The 20648-nt window shown below is 39.3% G+C and carries 13 protein-coding genes; 2 read left to right on the top strand and 11 right to left on the bottom strand.

What is annotated here, in order from left to right; translation table 11 throughout:
- Positions 1-227, top strand: a 227-nt coding sequence (locus Q0R88_RS03030; RefSeq protein WP_295712038.1) for a hypothetical protein, incomplete at its 5' end; no start/stop codon positions are given.
- Positions 228-680: 453 nt separating this feature from the next.
- On the opposite strand, the gene Q0R88_RS03025 is transcribed toward Q0R88_RS03030, so the two are convergent.
- The 7 genes from Q0R88_RS03025 to Q0R88_RS02995 form a co-directional block, all read right to left on the bottom strand.
- Positions 681-1088, bottom strand: coding sequence for a GNAT family N-acetyltransferase (locus tag Q0R88_RS03025; RefSeq protein ID WP_295712035.1), 408 nt, complete (start codon positions 1086-1088; stop codon positions 681-683).
- A gap of 371 nt (positions 1089-1459) precedes the next feature.
- A complete protein-coding gene (locus tag Q0R88_RS03020) occupies positions 1460-2620 on the bottom strand; it encodes a glycoside hydrolase family 130 protein (RefSeq protein ID WP_295712032.1) in 1161 nt (386 codons plus the stop codon).
- Positions 2621-2630: 10 nt separating this feature from the next.
- The gene (locus tag Q0R88_RS03015) at positions 2631-3971 is read right to left on the bottom strand and encodes a sugar porter family MFS transporter (protein WP_295712030.1); all 1341 of its coding nucleotides are present in this window, start codon (positions 3969-3971) and stop codon (positions 2631-2633) included.
- A gap of 57 nt (positions 3972-4028) precedes the next feature.
- Positions 4029-5078, bottom strand: a complete 1050-nt coding sequence (locus tag Q0R88_RS03010; protein WP_295712027.1) for a LamG domain-containing protein — start codon at positions 5076-5078, stop codon at positions 4029-4031.
- A 24-nt stretch (positions 5079-5102) separates the two neighbouring features.
- Complete coding sequence (locus Q0R88_RS03005) at positions 5103-6614, bottom strand: RagB/SusD family nutrient uptake outer membrane protein (RefSeq protein ID WP_295712024.1); 1512 nt, start codon at positions 6612-6614, stop codon at positions 5103-5105.
- Between the two features lie 18 nt (positions 6615-6632).
- The gene (locus Q0R88_RS03000) at positions 6633-9932 is read right to left on the bottom strand and encodes a SusC/RagA family TonB-linked outer membrane protein (RefSeq protein WP_295712021.1); all 3300 of its coding nucleotides are present in this window, start codon (positions 9930-9932) and stop codon (positions 6633-6635) included.
- A 258-nt stretch (positions 9933-10190) separates the two neighbouring features.
- Positions 10191-11288 (bottom strand): FecR domain-containing protein, encoded by a 1098-nt coding sequence (locus tag Q0R88_RS02995; RefSeq protein WP_295712018.1) that lies wholly within the window; start codon positions 11286-11288, stop codon positions 10191-10193.
- A gap of 143 nt (positions 11289-11431) precedes the next feature.
- Here Q0R88_RS02995 and Q0R88_RS02990 point away from each other — a divergent pair, with 143 nt between their 5' ends.
- Positions 11432-11983 carry an RNA polymerase sigma-70 factor gene (locus Q0R88_RS02990; RefSeq protein ID WP_295712015.1) on the top strand — a complete coding sequence of 184 codons (552 nt, stop codon included), beginning with the start codon at positions 11432-11434 and terminating at the stop codon, positions 11981-11983.
- Positions 11984-12107: 124 nt separating this feature from the next.
- Here Q0R88_RS02990 and Q0R88_RS02985 read toward each other — a convergent pair whose 3' ends face one another.
- The 4 genes from Q0R88_RS02985 to Q0R88_RS02970 all read right to left on the bottom strand — a co-directional run bounded on the left by Q0R88_RS02985 (position 12108) and on the right by Q0R88_RS02970 (position 20647).
- Positions 12108-13928 carry a beta-galactosidase family protein gene (locus Q0R88_RS02985; protein ID WP_295712012.1) on the bottom strand — a complete coding sequence of 607 codons (1821 nt, stop codon included), beginning with the start codon at positions 13926-13928 and terminating at the stop codon, positions 12108-12110.
- A 76-nt stretch (positions 13929-14004) separates the two neighbouring features.
- Entirely contained in the window at positions 14005-15345 is a 1341-nt protein-coding gene (locus Q0R88_RS02980; RefSeq protein WP_295712009.1) for a vanadium-dependent haloperoxidase, read from the bottom strand.
- Between the two features lie 4 nt (positions 15346-15349).
- On the bottom strand, positions 15350-18685 hold the full coding sequence (locus tag Q0R88_RS02975) for a VCBS repeat-containing protein (RefSeq protein ID WP_295712006.1): 3336 nt from the start codon (positions 18683-18685) through the stop codon (positions 15350-15352).
- Between the two features lie 102 nt (positions 18686-18787).
- Positions 18788-20647, bottom strand: a complete 1860-nt coding sequence (locus tag Q0R88_RS02970; protein WP_295712004.1) for a RagB/SusD family nutrient uptake outer membrane protein — start codon at positions 20645-20647, stop codon at positions 18788-18790.
- Between the last annotated feature and the right edge of the window lies 1 nt (position 20648).

Genomic DNA, 20648 nt, shown 5'->3' with positions numbered 1-20648 from the left:
TATTGGCTAAAATCGCTTTAGCTTTCTTTACTTCTTTTCCTCTTTCAAGGACCCTTCCGTTTGGGTCTGCAAAGGTAGAAACCTTTTCCGCTTTTCCAAAACCTTTTTCGCTTTTATTTTTTCAAGCGTTTTTTCAGTTTTCAATCCCCTTTTCCTTCTCTCTATTCTTCCTCAGCGGCGGGGGTGCAAAAGTAGCAAACTTTTTGGCTTTCCGAAAATTTATCTGATCTTTTTTTGAAGCCTTCTTCTTCTCGCTTTCACTCTTCCTGCTTCAAAAACCCTTTCAGTAACCTTTCTAAGAACAAATCCCGCTTCCTCGTTTGCGGGCTGCAAAGGTACGCCGATTTCACAATTCCGCAAGCTGTTTTTAACAATTACTTAACCTATATGCTTAACTCCTTAGCGATCAATCTTAAAAACTTTATCAAAGGGCTGTTCAACGGGAATTATGCGGGGAAACGGGGGATTCTTCACAGGATACCATACCGTTATATATAGTAAAACATTATTTCACAAAGACGGAAAAGCAAAAAAGGATTGAAAGCTCACAATCCCTATTTCCTACAGTTATTTTTAACTGCTACGCAATGCACGGATAAAAGCTATCAATATTAGAGTAGAGTCTTAGAATAGAGCTGTACTGAATTGATTGAGATCAATTCAGTAACTAAGGATAACTACTATAATAACTTTTCCAAAATTATATATGGACCTTTTCTTTCCAATTCATTAAAACCTAATTTCTTACAAGCGTTCAACGCAGCAAGATTGTTCGCATTTACCTCCGTAAGGCATCTTTTAAAACCTTTATAAATTAAATCGACAAAGCAAAAATCAACCAACCTTCTTCCATACCCCATTTTTCGTGTTGATGGTGAAACTACCGCCATTGATAAAAAAGCAAGCTTATTTTCATAGTCATTAGCGTAATATGCTAAAAAAGCAAGTAGAACATCGTTCTCCATTATAGAGATTAAACATCCCTTTTCGATGATTTTATCAATGTAGGCATTTAAATCACCAAGTTCATATGTTCCACTACCATCATTGATCAATGGATACATTAAATCATAAATTTTTGATTTCATTTGCGATTGGGCTTGAAACACAATTTATATCTATTTTTCTACACGATAAAAAAAATGCGAATAATGCACACAAATTGTAAAGTTTGAGCCGTTTTAAAATACCTATTGCACATGATTACTCTGATAAACAATTCATACGATTTTGGAAGTAATATAAATGAATTGCCCGAAAACTTTTATGGAGGATACACAAACGGCCTTAGCGATAACGCCAAAGCCGTTGTTGCACCGCGGAGAGCAGCACGAAAAAATCTACTGGTAAAAACAGTCTATACTGGTAAAAACAGTCTATACTTATTTATATACGTCTGGCCTATGACTCAAAATTAAAGAGGCCGCATCTATCGTTATTTTAAACCGTTGCCTTGTTATTACTTATCTTCAACAGGATCTGCAGAAGCTGGCATGGATGGGTTATATATTGCAACACCAACCCTTGAATCGGCACAGCCGTAGTACAGAAACCATTTCTTTTTAAAATAAACCATGCCTTCTATAAAGACTGTACCATTAACATATTGTCCGCTTTTTTCAAATGGCTCCATAGGTCGCAGGAAAGGCACATCCAACCTGGTAATATTTTTAGAAGGATCCTTCTTATCAAATAAAGCTTGCCCTGCGCAATACGAATTGGCGTTAAACCTTTTATCCCTATTATCATCTGCTTTGTTTTTACCATTATAAAATAAGATAATACCTTTTTCTGTCATCAAGGCCGGCGGTCCGCATTCCGTTAAATCGCTGTCGAAATAACCATTGCGGGGGGATATCAATTGTTTCAATTCGCCATTTTTATCCACAACCGGCGCCCAGTCAACCAGGTTGGTTGATGTAGCAGCATAAACATGTTGCTCTCCCCAATACAGCCAGTATTTACCATTAATTTTAATCACTACTTGCTTTCCATTTACCACTTTTGTTAAAATGGATGCCGACTTACTTGCAATATTAAAAAACTTACCGTGGTAAGCGGTTTCAAAGATAGGACCATGTTTTTTCCAGTGCACCAGATCTTTAGAGGTGGCTGCACCCAAACGAGGTAGCTTACGATTCCATTCGGTATAAAACACAACGTATGTTCCATTGGGCGTAACTGCTACACGCGGATCCTCACACCCACCAGGCCATTCATATTGCTTGGCAATATCATTATCCGGATAAAGTACCGGTGTTTTTTTTCGGTTAAAATGAATGCCATCGGTACTTTCTGCATATCCTAAACGGGATGTGCGAAAACCGATTCCTATACCAAACAGGTCTTCCGCGCGATACATTACAACCACTTTACCGTTTTTTATAGCTGCGGCCGGGTTAAAAGTATCATTTGCTTCCCACGGTACCATCTTGTCACTTACCGGGTCTTTAAACCTCGAGCTGGTATCGGGCGATATAATAGGATTGATATTTGCAGGTCTTTCAAACCCGCCAAAAGCCCATGACGGTAAAATATTTTTATTTGATTGACCTAAGCATGTCTGGGCCACTAATACAAGGGCCAAAATCTTTCCGGTCTTTATTAAATTAATCAGCATAAATGGTTTGTTAAATATTGGCATATAATTCTTCAATTTTTTCAAGGGGCACACCTTTTGTTTCAAACACATAACGACTTACAAATAAAATCATGCTGATATTAATTATTCCATAAAGGCCAAATGTGATTACAGGCCCCAGTTGAGAAAGCATGAGCGGGAAAGTTAACGAAACAATAGAGTTTGCTACCCAGTTACCAAATACCGCAATGGAAGTTGCTGTTCCACGGATCTTATTGGGAAATATCTCTGCCACATAAACCCAAAGCACAACGCCCCAGGTACAGGCAAAGCCGCCGATGTAAATGAATATGGTAAGTAACACAAAATAATTTTGCAACAGATTAAAATAAAACAACGCAGCTAAGATGAACATACATAGCCCCATAATAACTGAGCCCGAAAGTAATAGCTTTTTACGGCCAAGTCTGTCAATCAACGGAAAGGCAAGTAAAGTAAATATCAGGTTAACAACACCTGTTAATATGGTTTGAAATAAAACACTCCCTCCAAAATGTATTTTTTCAAATATCAGCGGAGCATAATAAAATATGATATTAATGCCTGTAAGCTGTGCTATGGAGGCAAACACCAAACCTATTATCACCACCTTTCTGAAGCGTGGTGTAAACACATCCTTAAGTGCCGGAGTACTTTCTGATTCGATATCATCTGTTACCATTTTTACCTGTGCCAAACTTTCCTCTTCTGAGTAAATACTGCCAAACACCTTTTTGGCATCAGCAATTTTGTTTTTGGATACCAGCCATCGGGGGCTTTCTGGCACAAGTAATAAGAGGATAAAAAATATCACCGATGGTATTACTGCGGCGGCCAGCATATAGCGCCAATAATTATCATTATTTAAAAATGTATAAGAGGCATTTACTATCAAATAGTTGGATATAAACGAAAGCAAAATACCAGTAACTATTGCCAGTTGCTGTAGCATACCTAATCTTCCTCTGAATGACGGAGGTGCTACTTCTGAGATATAGATAGGCGCAAGGGTTGATGCCATACCTATAGCTATCCCCCCAATAAAACGATAAATAACGAGTTGAACAAAACTGCCGGCAATACCACTTCCTAATGCCGCAATAATATATAAAAGGGAAGTTACGATCATAAGGTTTTTACGGCCGAACTTATCTGCCAAACCGCCGGCAAACAACGCCCCCGGGATACATCCAATAGATGCCATAGCTACAACTAACCCAATTTCCGCATCGTTAAGCTGAAAAAAAGGTTTTAAGTAATGTACTGCACCGGCAATTACAGCTGTATCAAAGCCAAATAACAAGCCGCCTAAAGCTGCTACTATGGATATTAATATGGTATAACTTTTCATAGAAGATTGGTTAAGATCAAAAAAGGGTGGCTTTATATTGCCACCCTTTTATATTAGCTATAAAGTACTTTCAATAGTATAAATCGATAACACCTCGGCGTCCGTTAAGGCTCTGTTGTAGAAACGGAGATCATCCATTGAGCCATTGAAGAATGAGCCACCATAATAGGCATAATCACTTGACTGATCTGTAGTAATCAAACTTTTAGGAAGCTGTTGCCCTATTGTAAGATTAACAGGATTGGCAAGAGTTAACGGAGCTCCCGTTACAGCTGCGGTTTTCACCAGGGCACCATTAACATAAAACTTCATAGTGCCATTGGTATAGGAAACGCTTGCATGAGTCCATACCTCTAATGGTACGGCGCCGGGATTATCATCCACATCATGGTAGCCATTATCAGCATGAAAGGTCATGAATAAAAAATTATTGCTTTGCAGTTGGAATTTAAACCCGTTCCAACGATTTAAAGACATAATATAGTTGTCGGAGTAAGTGCTATGCCTTTTTATCCAAATACTTATTGTAAACTCCTTTGGGTTTAATGTGATGTCATAGGGCACTTCAATATAGGCTCCGTTATTAAAATCGAAGGCCTTATCTGTCCTGCCAAAACGGTCGGCAATCAACTTTGGCAGCGTATTACCATCTACAGGCGCATTACCGGGACCAATTATACCTGTTTTTAACATTCCGTTATGGCCATTTGTGGTAGCATCATTAGCATTTCCATCAAATTTCCATTGTGCAATAAGGTTAGCTGCAGATACTTCCTGGATAAGCCGGCTTTTAAACTGCGTTAAAACGCGATTAAGATTTGCCTGCGCATTATTTACCTGCTGTTGGGTAAATGTGCCTGTTTTAACACCTGTCGCAAGGTCAATAGCTGTTTTAAGATCGGTTCTTGCACCTACAGCGTATTGTCCTGGTTTACTGCCTTCAACCGTAGCCGTATACAATAAAGTTGCCGAATCAATGGCTAAGCCCAGCTTTGTTTTGTCAGAATTATAATTGGGTTTATCCGCACTTTTTGTGCAGGATTGAAATATACTTATCAACGCTATCATCACCATGAAAGCTGCTGACGATTTTTTGAATCTACTCATTTTATAATATTTTAAGTGTTACCGTTACTTACCTAATTTTAAATTGGTTTGCCTTTCGCTTAGCGGAATAGGGAAAAACTGATTGCTGCTAAAGCTAAAGTTAGGCACATCTTTAAGTGCATCGTTGGCGTAAGCTGAACCATAACGTATAATATCAAAAAAGCGATGAAACTCCAGCGCCAGTTCAGAGCGTCTTTCCTTGCGGATAACATCCCGCAACTGACTTTGGTCGGTAATTGTTATATCTGGTAATAAACCAGCCGGTATAACTCCGCCGGCATATCCAGGCAGTGTTTTATCATTCACATAACTCTCACGTGCTCTTTTGCGCACAAGGTTCAAAGGCGCTAAAGCTCCGGCAGCGTCTCCTTTTTCATTTAAAGCCTCAGCCTGAATCAACAAAACCTCTGCAAACCTGATGGCCTGGTAATTTAAGTTACCATCACCTTTTATAGACGTTGGAATTTCGCTTAACGGCTGAATATCCTTTTTACTTAAATATCCGGTGGAAGTCCATGTAGGATCAAAACTGGTATCAAACCATGGGTGCCCTGCCCTGCCCACTGTGTAGTCAAGCCTTGGATCATCAACGCCACCCGTTGATTTTTCAAAATTGTTGACCAGGCTTTGTGTTGGATAGAAAAACCCATAACCATTTTGCGAACGTGGAGCGAACCATTGATTCAATGTATTTCCAGCAAATGGCACCAAACCGGTTGCATGCTGGATAGAAAAAACAGCTTCCGCATTGTTTTTTGTAGCAGCCCTGAAGTTATCTGCAAAAATTGGCAGTAAGCTGTAAATCCCTAATTCGTTAACTGATTTAGCTGTAGATGCTGCCAAATCCCATTTCTTTTCAAAAAGATAGGTTTTAGCAAGGAGTGATAACGCTGCTCCCTTTGTTGCACGGCCCAGATCAGTAGTACCCCAAGTTGTTGGCAAGCTATTGGCAGCTGCCTGGCAATCTTTCTCTATTTGCGCAAAAATTTGTGCCTGTGGCAACGCCGGACTTTGTAGTTCCTCGGGAGTTTCTACTTTAAGATGCAATGGAATATCGCCATATGCAACAGTTAAATTAAAATAATAGTAAGCCCGTAAAAATTGAGCCTGTCCAATTACTTTTTTCTTAACATCATCAGATACTGCTTTATTTGCATCTGTTAATCCATCGGTAACTACGTTACATTTAAAAATGCCATCGTAATATCTTTTCCAAACGCCTTCAACTGCTGAGTTTGATGATAAGATGTTAAAATCATTAATGCTTTGAAAATCGGCCTGATCACCAGGGTTTCCTCCTTTTATCGCATCATCAGATGCCACATCGCCCAATACCCATATGGCATTAGAAGAAGCATCTGTGAAAGTAAGCGGATTATAGGCAGCATTTACAGCCAACGTTGCATTAGCATCTGACGTGAAAAATTTATCTGCCTGGTATTGTCCCGAAATAGGTTGCTCCAGATTCTTCTTACATCCCGTATTCATAAAAACAAGGACGGCGGTAGTATATATAATAATATTTTTTGCTTTCATCTCTTAATTAAATTTAGATTAGAAATTTGCGTTAACACCAAAAGTGATTGTACGTGCCGATGGGTAAGTTCCCCAATCAATACCTACCGCCCGGTCACCATCGCCAGAATTGTTGCTGTTGCTATACATTTCGGGATCAAGACCTGTGTATTTGGTAAAAGTGAGCAGGTTTTGAGCACTAACAAATATCCTTAAAGATGATATGCTAAGGCTACTTAAGGCATTTTTACCCAGTTTATATCCCAATTGGATATTTTTAAGCCTTAAGTAAGAGCCACCTTCAAGGAAACGAGTTGATGGCATCTTATTATTTTGCCCCCCTGACCATGATAAACGCGGAAATTCATTTGTTGAATTTGGTCCTGTCCAGCTTTGGGTTGCTATTCTTTCAGTTATATTAAATGGTCGGTAAAAACCTTCTATATCTGTAAGTACCTGGTTGTAAATCTTGTTACCATATACTCCCTGGAAAAACAGGTTCAGATCGAAGTTTTTGTACTGGATATTAGCTGTAAGGCCATATGTGAATTTAGGAATTGGACTACCTACAAATGAGCGATCCTTTTCATCAATAACACCATCATTGTTAATATCCTTGTACATCACATCGCCCGGTTTAATACCAGGTCCCTGGTAAGCATGTGTGAACACCTGTTGAGCATTCTGAAAAATACCTTCTTTTTGTAAAAGGTAGAATGAGCCAATAGGTTGCCCCGCTTCCGTAAGTGTTGCATAATAGTTATTATCTATACGTCCACCAACAATTGGTAGTCCACCAGCAAGCGATGTAACCTTGTTAACCACCGTAGCAAAATTACCGTTTAAGGAATAGCTCCAGTCTTTATTGATATTACCACGATAACCAAGTTCCAGCTCAAGCCCGCTGTTGCGCACTTTTCCAGCATTTACTGCTGGGTTACCGCCATTTCCTGCACTACTTGGCTCAGGCAGCTTCAACAATACATTCGAGGTATTTTTGATATAATAATCAGCGGTAAGTGTTAATGCATTCTGAAAGAAACCCAAATCTACACCCACGTCTTCCTGTGTGCTTGACTCCCATTTGATGTTAGGATTTCCTTTTTGAACGATGCTATAACCCTGGTTGGATGTACCGCCGAAAGGGTAATAAAAACCACCGGATACAAGCGATGCGTATGGATAATTACCGATGGAAGAATTCCCTAACTGCCCAACGCTTGCCCTTAATTTAAACGTTGATATGGGTTTAATATCCTTCATGAAATCTTCTTGATCAATACGCCAGCCTAATGAGCCAGAATAAAAGCTTTCATAGCGCGAAGCGGGAGATAATTGCGAAGAACCGTCCCGTCTGTAATTCACACTTGCCAGGTATTTATTATTGTATTGATAGCCAATCCGTCCGAATAATGAAAACAGGCCAACATCAGATCTGTTACCACCATTTTGTTGCGTACCAATACCACTATCCAGGTATTGAAAGGTTGACGATTGATCAATAAAGTTGGTACGGGAGGCTGATAAAGCCTGCACATCTGTTTTGATGGTTTCTGTACCCGCTAAAAAATTAATTACGTGCTTACCTAAGGTTAAATCATAGGTTGCTGTATTTGTCCAGTTATAATTCAATTCGTTTTGATGCGATTGTGCAAGGGAACTTGGAGAATTAAAAGAACGGTCGATACCATAAGTTTCAAAGAATTGCTTATAATCTGTCAGGATCATATTAATACCGATGTCGGATTTAATTCTTAAATTTTTTATCGGTGTCACTTCTGCAAAAGCATCGCCCAAAATGGTATAGTTGTAAAAATTGCGGTTTGTGGCATCTGCAAGCGCTACCGGGTTTATACCATCGCCCAATACATCATAATGAGCGGGTAAATCTACAAATTGACCTGCCGCATTATAAACAGGGGTTGCTGGAGTGCGGAATAAAGCATACCGAACCACGCTTGGCCCGGGGTTTCCATCTCCATATCCATCACCAGAGGTACCTACCTGCCTCGTTTTAGAATACCCAAGGTTAATATTTGTACCTATTTTAAGGTATTTTGATAATGTGCTGCTTATTGCCGTACGCAGGTTAAAACGATTGAATGATGAATTTTTTATTAATCCATCCTGGTTAAAATAATTGGCAGATACTATGTATTGCGAATTATCATTTCCACCGCTTACTGAAAACTGTGCATTGGTTACCGGCGCAGGCTTGAGTACCTGCTTTAGCCAGTTCACATCAGAAAATGTTTTGGCAAGACTATCGGATATAGGTGCCCGTCCGTCATTTTTTGCGGCGGTATTGTAAGCTGTTACATATTGTGATGTATTAGCCATCTTAATAAGATTCTCTGCAGTTTGAACACCAGTATAAGCACTTACAGATAGCTTCGCCTTGCCAGAGCTACCACGCTTAGTGGTAACTATTACTACACCATTTGATGCCCTGGCGCCGTAGATAGCGGCAGAGGAGGCATCTTTTAAGATGTTAATACTTTCAATATCAGCCGGTGATATTTCATTAATACCATCTTTAGTAGGTACTCCATCTATAATATATAGGGGGTTATTATCATTTATAGTCCCTACTCCTCTTATCCTTACAGATATGGCATCGCCGGGCGCTCCCGTGTTTTGGCTCACCGATATCCCGGCAGATTTACCCTGCATGATCTGGTCAACACCACCCACAGGTATCGCGTTGATGTCCTTTGCACTAATTACCGATACCGCACCGGTCAAATCCTTTTTCTTTTGAGTACCGTAGCCAATAACAATAACTTCATTAAGGCTGCCAGCTGCATCTTTAAGTGTAATGGTTAAAGTGGTTCTGCCTGCAACAGCTATTTCCTGTGATTGAAAACCTATATAGGAAATCACTAAAACGGCTGTTTCGGGTACGGTTACAACAAAGCTGCCGTTAACATCGGTAACAGCAATATTTTTACCGTTTTTTAAACCTACAGTAGCCCCTATTAACGGTGCGCCTGTTGCATCAACTACTTTACCTGTAAATTTAATATCTACCACGTGTGGTGCAGATAACTGTGTGATGACTACCAGCTTATCAGATAATACCCGGTATGATAAACCGGTGTTTCTTAATGTAAAATCAAGTATCTGCAGAACGGTGTAGTCTTTAACATCAATGTTGACGACTTTATTGGGTATAGCCTGATCGCTATACAAAAAGGTGTAACTACTTCTTTTTTCAAGTAGTTCAAAAAATTTCTCCAGGTTAACGTTTTTAACATTTAAATCGAGTTTTTCCTGAGAATGAACCCTTGCCGAAACATGGATAAGGGTAACTAAAAGCAGAATACATGTTAATTTCACGTACAAAAGAATTTTTTTGACACACGGAGGATTAATGAAAGAACTAAAAGTTTTTTTCATACTTTTGATTTGTTGAGGTTAGTAAAGTTTATAAAATTCCTGAGATCCGTCCAGATATTAGGTTGTATGCACTGGCCCCAATGAAGGAAGTGTTCCCGCACTTCCTTATTTTTTGAGACTAATAAAACATTTTGGTTGGTATGATTTATTTCATCTGATAGTTCCTTTCTTCTCTTTTTAGTTTATTTAATTGGCTGGTTACCATATATGAATCTGATTATTGGCTATTGAATAGTGGAATGGTTCGGTATATTGAAAAGCATGGATAACTTCGTTAATTCCCTGGTTGTTAAATGTTCCCGTAAATTTCTTTGTAGTATATTTATTATTATCAAAAACTATCCTGACGTTATACCAGCGCTCAAGCTGTACAGCAATCTCCTCAAAACTTTTTTGCTTAAATGACAGTCTATTATTTAGCCAGGCTGTTTCATCAATGGCGGTATCCGGTAAAGCAACCGATGCTGGAGAGGATACAATCATTGAATCTTTTATCGTGGCTTTATTGATCAGCAACACTTTTTTAGCCGTGTTTTTAATTGTATTTATAGTAATCTTTTCATTAGGATACATTACTATATGAGCAGATGGCGTGTTCTCGTTTAAGATCTCTACTTTACCCCTTATCAGAGTTGTTTCAACGAACTGGTCGCTATTATAAGCTTTTACGTTAAAAGCGGTTCCTAAAACAACAACATTAAGTTTGCCGGCATGTACAATAAATGGATGTTGAGCATCATGTTTTACATCGAAATAAGCTTCACCGGTTAAAAAAACCTCTCGTTTACCAAGGTTGTTTAGGTTGCTAACAAATTTAATTGATGACGCTGCGTTAAGCCAAACAGATGATCCATCAGGTAAAATAGTGTGTACCCTTTTTCCGTTTGGTGTTACAATGGCTTGTTGCTGGATAGGCGTATCATTATGACCGGTATAAAATTTAATCCAAAGGCCTGCCATCAGTAAAATAGTCACAGAAGCAGCAATCATCCAGCTTTTGCGGGTATTGCGCTGCAGCGGATCAAGCCGCCCGTGGTAGATCAGTGGCTTTTCGGCGAAACCGCTTTCATTGTTCAGGGCCTCATCAAATTTTTCAAGGCCCCGTTCCATAGCCCGGCGCTCTGCCATAGAAAAACTTCCGGGAGCCATTGTTTTAAGATTCCTGATACTCTCATGTTCAGCACGCAGTTCTGGCCTGGCCTGGAATATCAATTCCAGTTCATCAATCTCATCAGCAGAAATTTCTCCTGATACAGATCTTGAGATGAGCAGCCAAATCTTTTCTTCTGATGTCATATAATACAAGACACAGAGAAGTTTAAAAACCCCCAAATGAAAAATAAATATTTTATAAAAAAAAGGTTTTTATTTGGGGATTAATATATCATTAAAAAAACTCTACCTTTATTAACCAATTATAAACAGGGTATCTCCTACTTATGCAAGTTATTCTCAACAAAAGTTTTGAGCGGACAGACCTTAAGGATGAGCAGGTTTTTAAAGACCTGTACAGGCAATATTTTGTTAAATTATACCGGTTTGCAACATCCCTGGTGCATTGTAATGAAACCGCGGAGGAGATAGTTCATGATGTGCTGATCAATTTGTGGAAGAAAAGGAACACTTTTACTGAGATAGAAAATTTGAATACCTATCTGTATGTATCTGTGAAAAATCTTTCATTAAATCATTTAAGAAACGAGCGTAAATACCTTTATGAGGATATTGAAACGATATTCAATGAAAACAACTACATTACTGTTGATCCAGAAAGTGTGATGATCAGTAAAGAAGGTGTCAATACCCTGAATGGCTTTATCAATAACTTACCTTCCAAGTGTAAACTTATTTTCAGACTTATAAAAGAAGACGGCCTTAAATATAAAGAAGTTGCAGTATTGTTAAACTTGTCTGTAAAAACTGTAGAAAACCAGTTGGCTATAGCACTAAAAAAAATCTCAGAATCTATAAAAAAATCTTCGGCAATATAGGTTTCACGTCCCTACTAACTTATACCATCCAAATATCAGGGCTGAAGCATTAAAAACCACACTGCGATTTCTAATCCATCAGCCCTATACCATCTATAATACTAAGCGAATCGTATTAATCAAATTACAACAACTGGCTTAGTATCGGCTTACTTATTCCCGAAAGTTGATTTTGGCCCGGTTTCAGCAATTCCAGGATAACAATTTCATTATTCCCTTTTTTAAGCCACTCTGCAGGTAAATACACTGTCTGCTGTGGACCAATATTCCAATACCTGCCCAAATTGTGTCCATTTACCCAAACTACGCCTTTACCCCAGTTGCTAAGATTTAAATAAGTATCCCCCACGCTGTTCAGGCTAAAAACACCTTTCCTTATAACCGGTGATTGTGTATTAACAGCAGCATTATTGAATATAATTTTGCTTAAGTTATTAAACGGAAGCGAATACATTTTCCACTGGTTTAACTCGATGCCACCAAAAAGTACCTTTTCGGTAATTCCCTTTTTATTTTGCAACAGGTATTTGCCAAAGTTTATCCGCCCCAGGTTTTCAACTAATATTTCTAAAGTTACTTTTCCGGCTGGCAGCGTAAGTGTTAAACTATCCTGGTTTAACCTGCGGTCAAGCGTGCCTGCTTTTTTACCATTTACCATAACAATAGCGTAATCTCTTAAATCCTTAAGCTTAAGCACGCCGCTTTTCCCTCCTTGAATGGTAGTTTTATATAATACAAAACCATAATCCTGGTGCAAATCTTCAAAAGTTAAGGGAGTTAAATTTTCTTTCGGCACTGGCAACGTTGCCAGTAAATTCACTGCCTGCGTTAGTTTAATTGATGGTATGCTGATTGCCGGTTTAGCCGCAGGAACCGCAGGCAAGTGTACATCAGAAGGTAAGTATTTTTGTATAACCTCTCTGAATTTCATAAATTTTGGTGTGGCATTACCCGCCTCATCCAGGGGAGCATCATAATCATAGCTGCTTATTTGCGGCTCATAGGGTGTTTCATCTTTATAATTAGCGCCATTCATAAATGCACGGGTTGTGCCTCCATGAAACATATACATATTGATAGATATGCCCGCCGCCAAAACAGAATCGAGGTGACCGGCATAATCTTTGGCAGGGACGGTATGGTGTTTGGTACCCCACCAATCAAACCATGCCGGATACCATTCCGCTATATAATAAGGCCCCTTGCCTTCATGATTATCTTTTATAATTTTTTTGACTTTGGCTGGATTGTCCAAGCCATTAACAGCCGGAAGCAAACCTGGTAAATAGCCTTTTACCAAATCGGGTGCAGGATCACAGGTATATAATAATCCATCGAAACCAGCCTCCTTAAACAACTTTTGATTAATGGCCAGGTACTCTTTATCACTACCATATGAACCATATTCATTTTCTATCTGCACCATTAATATATTACCACCATGGTTAATTTGTAACGGCGCCAGTTGTTTGCCTATTTGTTTAATATAGCTTTCATACTCTTTCAAATACGTTGCTTCTTTACTCCGCACTACTAATCCTTTTTCATTTTGCAGCCAGTAAGGGTAACCTCCAAACTCCCATTCGGCACATACATAGGGACTTGGACGTAATATTACCCACAATCCCTCCTGTTGTGCTATACGTACAAACTCCGCAACATCATTATTGCCGGTAAAATCAAAAAGCCCTTTTTGCGGTTCGTGGAGGTTCCAAAAAACATATGTACCTATAACGTTCAATCCCATGGCTTTTGCCATTTTCATCCGCGCCCGCCAGGCCTCGCGCGGTACCCGGGGATAATGCATCTCGCCCGATATCATCTGGAATGGTTTGCCATCAAGCAAAAAAGACTCATCAGCCATTGCAAACGTATGTGTCTGGGCAAATGTATTGATGACATTTAAAAAAAATATTGTAAGTAGTATGAGCTGTTTGAGTTTCATGTTTGGGATTATTAAGTCTCTTTAATATTTTACAACAGTGTAGTTGAATTATGATTTGTTAGAAGAAGAATGTCTTTTATTGGTGTTTAGCCTGGCCATTATATTTGCTCAATACCCATTGGCCAACCTTAACTCCTTGTATTATACCATTATCAATAGCATCTTTAAAATGAATGCCGCCCCAAAATCGAGACATACCAGCTTCGGTAGCCGCCTGGCTAAATGAACTAAAATTACGGGGAGTAAGTCCATATTTTTCTTCCACATTATCAGTGTAATGAAAATTGTCGCCAAAATAGTGGGTAAGAATTACTGCCGACGCTGATGATATCACAGAATGGCCGCTGATGTATTCAGGGAAAGGTGGTGTTTGCAACAGTGGTTTCCAGTTAACATCAATATACTTGCGGATAGCAGTTTCCGGGCGAACACGGTTGGTTCGGTATTTATCATCCCAGCAACATATAAAGCCATCCAATAATCCTGTAGCCACCATAGTATGGATTTCCAGTGCTTTTGAAAAGCCTGTTTTTGTTTGTTTGCATGCTATGCCTGTGATTCCCATCCAATGCGCCCCGGGCGAGATCTTTTTTACGCCTATCAGCATGTGGCCGTTATCCTGAACAGCAAATGGATTGCAATCCCAAAAGCCAGCTATTGTTCGTTGCTCATCTGTTAGGCCTTTTCCGCTCGCTTTGTAGTTCATCATCATGAATTTATAAAAAGCAGACTGTTTATCAGTGGAAAAAGGTATAGGCGGTGCCGGCAGAAATTGAGAGGAAGAATCAAGTGTAAGCGGACGGATGGTATTAAAATAAGGTTCAACCGGGGCCATATAAGCCGGAGGTGTAGGATCCCAGGCGCCATCCTTTCCCAGTGGAGTATACCTGGTATAATTACTGATCCTGTTATATCTATCCTTTTTAACATAAGCGAGGATCTGCTTACTAATAGCCTGCGCATAATGTTTGGAGCTATCAATTACTTCATCTGTAAAACCTATCTTTTTGCACGAATCCAAAAAAGCCTGCTCATATTTAATCAACAAACTCCCAGATGGCTGCAGCTTTCCTGCAATTTCCATCATGGCTATTAACGCACTAAGCTGATAAGCATAGCCCTTGGCATATGCCGGTTTTTTAACAACAGGATATTCATTTAAAATACCATGCATGCTTTTAACACTTTTGTCGTTTTCTGCTATAACTTCATAGCCTGCCAGGCAGGTATACGAATAAAAACGTGCGGCCAAAGGTGGGTTTGTTACATCATGGATCATAATAACCGTCATATGATCAATCACTTTAGAAATATCGGCGCTTGTTAATGATGGTTGTACCTGTTTCTTATTGCTGCAACTGTTATATAACACGGCCGCAGTGAACAATATAAATGCTAAAAAAGCCTTTCTTTTCATATCATTAAAATTCTTTATAGGCTTTTACTCCCTGTTGATTAATCCCAAACAATAAAGTATGGTTAACTTCAATTGCACTTCTTACATCTCCCCATAATTTAAAACCCGATTGTAACTGAGGTATATATTCAAAATGGCCTTTACCCTCACCCTTTAATAAAGTGCCATAATTTGCATCATATTTACCTAAACGTAACCGGGCTTTATTGATGTTACCGCATAAAAGCAAATCCTGCTTACCATCATGATCATAATCTAAAGACGTGATTGTATATACCGGCGAGAACTGTACCTGTAATGGCAATGAAGATGAATGTAATTTACCTTTACCATCGCTTAAGAAAAAGGTAGTAGCCAGGTTATTAGCCTGTAAGTGGCCTGCTCCTTTTAACTCCACAGCAGTAAAAATATCGGTAAGAGAAGCATCAGCATAACTTTTATAATCAGGAAAACGCGAACGCATCATACTAATCTGTTCTAAAAGTTCGTCCCTGGAAACATAAGGATAACTTTGATGCTGTATGTAAAAGCAAAAGATAGGATCAACTGCACCGTTATCATCAAAATCCTTGTAGTACATTTCTGCAGGCTCTTTATCGCTGGCTTTGCATTGGGTATTTAATCCCTGATTCCCAACAAGCAGATCCGGATGCCCGTCGTGATTAAAATCTTCCACAAGTATCTTATTCCACCAGCCGCTATTGGGTTTATCAAAATAAGTATTAGTGCTGTTTACCAGTTTGCTATTTTCATTGAGCATTACAGTTACCGGCATCCACTCTCCTACTAAAATCAAATCAGGTGTTTTATCCCCATTCATATCTACCCATGCGGCATCGGTCACCATACCTATATGCTTTAATCCGGAGTTATATTTTACAGTTTCATCAGTAAAATGCCCCTTACCATCATTTACCAGGATAAAGCTTTGAGGTGCTTCGGGATATCTGCCTGGTATTACTCTTCCGCCTACAAATAAGTCCGGGTGCCCATCGCCATTGATATCGGCCATCCTAACACAGCTTTTACTGCTGCGCATTACCGGTAATGCATCTTTTGATTTGGTAAAATTGCCCTTCCCGTCATTTAAATAAAGTCTGTCCTGCAATAAAGGATCATCTGGAATGTAATTATTATACCCCCCAGAACATACATACAAATCTGGCTTTCCATCGCCATTGGCATCAAAAAATAGCGCATCCGTGTCATTGCTTTTTTTATCAGCATCAAAAGCGGGTTCTGGTTTTGCATTGAATTTGCCACCCGGTTGCTGAAGATACAGCATACCCGGCATTCCATTGCCTCCGCCTACATAAACATCTTCCAATCCATCGCCATTTACATCTCCTTTTGTGATACATGGCCCCGAAAACGATAGCGGGTTTATCATCAATGGCTGCCGTTTAAAATCGTTAAGACTATTTTTTTCCTGTTTATTAACTATAGGTGAGTTTACCTCTGTAAAAATCGGCTTTTCAATTTTGAGTGTTTGATGAATGTTAGCGGCATCTTTTTCATTTAAAGTTAGCAGCTGATTGGCTTTAATATTTTTAACAACCTGCTCTTTTCCCTGCTGCCATATTATGCGCAAAGAATCAATTACTTTATCCGTACCTAATCCAAAATGCAAGATTGGCGAAACGCTGGATTGAAATCCGCGGCTTGGCATTTGCTCCAGGTATTGCTTTTTATTTTTTATGTATATGGTAATTTTTGCTCCTACACCCTGCGTGTTTTTTTCTGCCCCATTCAATTTCAATTGCAGGTAATGGTTATTTATTTGTTTATCAGATTCGTTTTGATAGATGAATGCAGGTTGGTTAATATTGTTTACAACCAGGTCAAGGTCGCCGTCATTATCCAGATCGGCATAGGCTGCACCATTGCTGTTTGATGACTCCGTAATGCCCCATGGCGCACTGGTATTGGTAAAAGTTAAATTACCGTTGTTTTTAAAAAAATAGCTTTTTACTTGTGATGATGGCATTTGTTGCACTAAGTTGAATATATCCTTGCGCATCATTCTTTTGTCCTTCAAAAAATCGCCCATATATTTTACAAAATCCATGTTGGTAAAATCGCGGGTATAGCCATTGGTTACAAAGAGGTCTTTCCAGCCATCATTATCATAATCGGCAAATAATGGCGCCCAGCTCCAATCGGTGTTCGAGATACCTGATAGTTGCCCTATTTCACTGAAAGTGCCATTACCATTATTTATCTGCATCATATTGCGCATATATTGATAATAGAAACCTGTGCGAAGAGTTAAGCCAAATTTTTCATAATTATCCGGCGCGAACAATAGTTTTTGCCTGTGATTATCTTCCGGAAGCATATCCAGCGTAAAAATATCCGGTAAAGCATCGTTATTTATATCAGAAACATTATTCCCCATAGAAAACTGTGAGGTATGCCCCAGGGAAGATTGCAGTTTGTTAGTGAATGTGCCATCTCCGTTGTTGATGTACAGAAAATCGGGTATGGTATAGTCATTAGAAATATAAATATCAGGCCATCCATCACCATTGATATCAGCTATTGCCGCTCCAAGACCATAAGTAAGATCCGAGCTGCTAATTCCAGCCTGTTCTGTTACATTTTTAAAAACGTTATTATCGTTTTTGTATAGTCGAACGCCGTTTGGCGAATTTGATTTTTTTAAGATAGCAGCCGTATTTACTTCATCTAAAACAGGTAACTGAATAGGACTATGATTTAATAAAAACATATCCAGGTCACCATCCCTGTCATAGTCAAAAAAAACAGCTTGTGTGCTATACCCGGCATCTGCTAATCCATACTGCTGCGCCTGTTCTGTAAAGTGTGGATTTCCGTCTTTGTCGTTTCCGGTATTAATAAAAAGTTGATTCTGGCGCTTCTCTGCTCTTACGTTTCCCGAGTAGCAAACATAAATATCCAGCTTGCCGTCACCGTTCACATCGGCCATAGTAACTCCCGTTTTCCAGGGACCTGGTCTGCCTGCAACATCGGCTATGGCGGTAATATCTGTAAACTGCATATGCCCTTTGTTAAGGTACAGTTTGTTATCGGTCATATTGCCGGTAAAATATACATCCAGTAAGCCGTCTCCGTTTAAATCGCCTGTGGCTACTCCTCCTCCATTATAAAAGTATTCATACATCAAGACATTAGTATTTAACCCCTCTGTTAAAGTGTTACTAAAGTCTACATGGGTTTGATCTTTTGATAATAAGGTAAATAACGGATTGCTGTTGTTTACACCTGATTCGTTATTTTCGGTTGGATGACCGCAACTTGTTAGTGCAATAATTACGATAAAAAGTAGATGTGGAAATAATTTAATGTTTGTATTCACCCGGTTCAGCTTAAATTAATGGACTAAAAACTTAAAAGAATGCCGGCATTTTACTACCGGCATTCTTTACAATAAATATATAAGAATTTTATAATCCTTGGGTTAATATCCTGGGTTTTGAATTAACTTATTGTTTTTGTTAATCTCATCCCTGCTAATAGGAGGAAAATAAAGCTTATCATTCCAGCTACGATTTTCAACTCCCGGATCAAGCTCCTGAACAGTGTAAGTGTAATTGAAATTATCGGTACTGTGCCTATAAACAGTTACTGATTTACCAGCCTTTAAAGTGCCCGTAATTTTTATAATCTTCACTTTATTTCCAAGAGTTGTAGGAGCAATCAGCCAGCGGCGCGCATCATAAAACCGTTGTTCTTCAAACATCATTTCTACGTTGCGCTCATTCCGGTAGCGTTGTTTTAGCGCATCACCTGCATCTGTAATTGCCGGCATGCCTGAGCGGAAACGGATTTTATTAAGCCAGATTTTGGCTTCGGTCTCCTGTCCCAGTTCTAAACACGTTTCTACATAATTAAATACAATTTCTGTATACCTTATTAATGGTGATGGCACTTCCGACCGGGTGTTTTGATCAACGATAGCCGGGTTAGGATCCATAAATTTTCTGATAGCATAACCTGTGCGGGTTCCATTCCAGTTTTCAATAGGACCGTTTCTTGTATCCAAACCGAAATAAGTTACCGGACTTGCCGAGCTGCCGGTTTGATAGGTACCCATTTGTATTTCATTAAAAGGGTCTATCCCTGCACCATCTGGTGTACGTGGTTTCCATGGGGCGCCATCATATAAAATAGATGCATAAAAGCGAGGATCCCTATTAGCATAAGGTGCAGCTGCCTGCGCAGGATTGCTCCAATCGAATTTAACTGCATTTCCAGTTCCATCCAATGCTTCATAATCATCTACCATATTTTGAGTAGGTTCGCTTGATGTCCAGCCATGGTATCCATTAGTACAGTTATTTCTGCCATACCATGCACCCCATTCGTCTTTACTATTGCTATAGTACCTGGCAAAAATTATCTCTTTTTCACCACCATTTCTTGATAAATAGGAGTTTTGATAATTTGTAAATCCGTCTGTCGCAGAAGCAGGAGCTGATAAATTAAGTGAATAACCGTATGTGCCAGTTTTAAGCAATATAACTTTTGCCGCATCCTGCGCTTTTTGCCAACGGGCGGCGCGGTCACCGGTTAAATAACCTAATAATTCTGGATGTGCGAATCCGGATATAACACTTGACTTACCTTTAGCCGTTGGTATATCATGCAAATCACTGGCTGCATATAGCAATACCCTTGCTTTTAGAGCCAAAGCTGCATCACTTGTAGCACGTCCTTTTGCTAAATCTTTACCAGTTAACAAAGTACTGGCTGCATCTAAATCGCTCACTATGAAATCAACGCATTCTGCGTAAGTATTCCTGGCAATAGTATAGTCAGCAGCACCAACCGCATAAGTTGATTTTACTATCGGAACTCCGCCGTAATAGCGCAGCATTTGATTGTAAAAGTATGCACGCATAAAATGTACTTCGCCGGCCAGCCTGTCTACAAGTGATTTATCAAGCTTAGATTTGGCAAGTTGCTCCAAAGCAAGATTAGAAGACCTTATCCGGGCGTACATTTCATTCCACTCATAGGTATTGTTTACCCATCCTAAATGATCCGGGCTAATATTCCCTTCCATTATATCCTGTTTCCCAAAATTATAGAGCGCATTATCAGTAATACAATCCATACTTTCCTGGTTAAGCTCGGCATCATGTAAACCGTTGTAAAGTTCTGTTACAAAGGCCTCAGAAAGGTTTGGATCTGCCCAGGTAATCGCTGCTGATGCCTGATTCATTGGTGTTGTACTCAAAAAATCCTTCTTACACGAAGTAAGCAGCACTCCAGACAGCATCGCGATTGTTGAAATATTTCTTATAAATGTTTTCATA

The sequence above is a fragment of the Mucilaginibacter sp. genome (assembly GCF_025362475.1).
GTDB lineage: Bacteria > Bacteroidota > Bacteroidia > Sphingobacteriales > Sphingobacteriaceae > Mucilaginibacter.
Note: the sequence above shows the minus strand (reverse complement) of the source record. Positions and strands in the feature narration are given on the sequence as shown.

Bases quoted from the DNA above. Each gene is read 5' to 3' on its own strand.
- Q0R88_RS03025 (WP_295712035.1), bottom strand. From the start codon at position 1,088: ATGAAATCAAAAATTTATGATTTAATGTATCCATTGATCAATGATGGT.
- Q0R88_RS03020 (WP_295712032.1), bottom strand. From the start codon at position 2,620: ATGCTGATTAATTTAATAAAGACCGGAAAGATTTTGGCCCTTGTATTA.
- Q0R88_RS03015 (WP_295712030.1), bottom strand. From the start codon at position 3,971: ATGAAAAGTTATACCATATTAATATCCATAGTAGCAGCTTTAGGCGGC.
- Q0R88_RS03010 (WP_295712027.1), bottom strand. From the start codon at position 5,078: ATGAGTAGATTCAAAAAATCGTCAGCAGCTTTCATGGTGATGATAGCG.
- Q0R88_RS03005 (WP_295712024.1), bottom strand. From the start codon at position 6,614: ATGAAAGCAAAAAATATTATTATATATACTACCGCCGTCCTTGTTTTT.
- Q0R88_RS02995 (WP_295712018.1), bottom strand. From the start codon at position 11,288: ATGACATCAGAAGAAAAGATTTGGCTGCTCATCTCAAGATCTGTATCA.
- Q0R88_RS02990 (WP_295712015.1), top strand. From the start codon at position 11,432: ATGCAAGTTATTCTCAACAAAAGTTTTGAGCGGACAGACCTTAAGGAT.
- Q0R88_RS02985 (WP_295712012.1), bottom strand. From the start codon at position 13,928: ATGAAACTCAAACAGCTCATACTACTTACAATATTTTTTTTAAATGTC.
- Q0R88_RS02980 (WP_295712009.1), bottom strand. From the start codon at position 15,345: ATGAAAAGAAAGGCTTTTTTAGCATTTATATTGTTCACTGCGGCCGTG.
- Q0R88_RS02970 (WP_295712004.1), bottom strand. From the start codon at position 20,647: ATGAAAACATTTATAAGAAATATTTCAACAATCGCGATGCTGTCTGGA.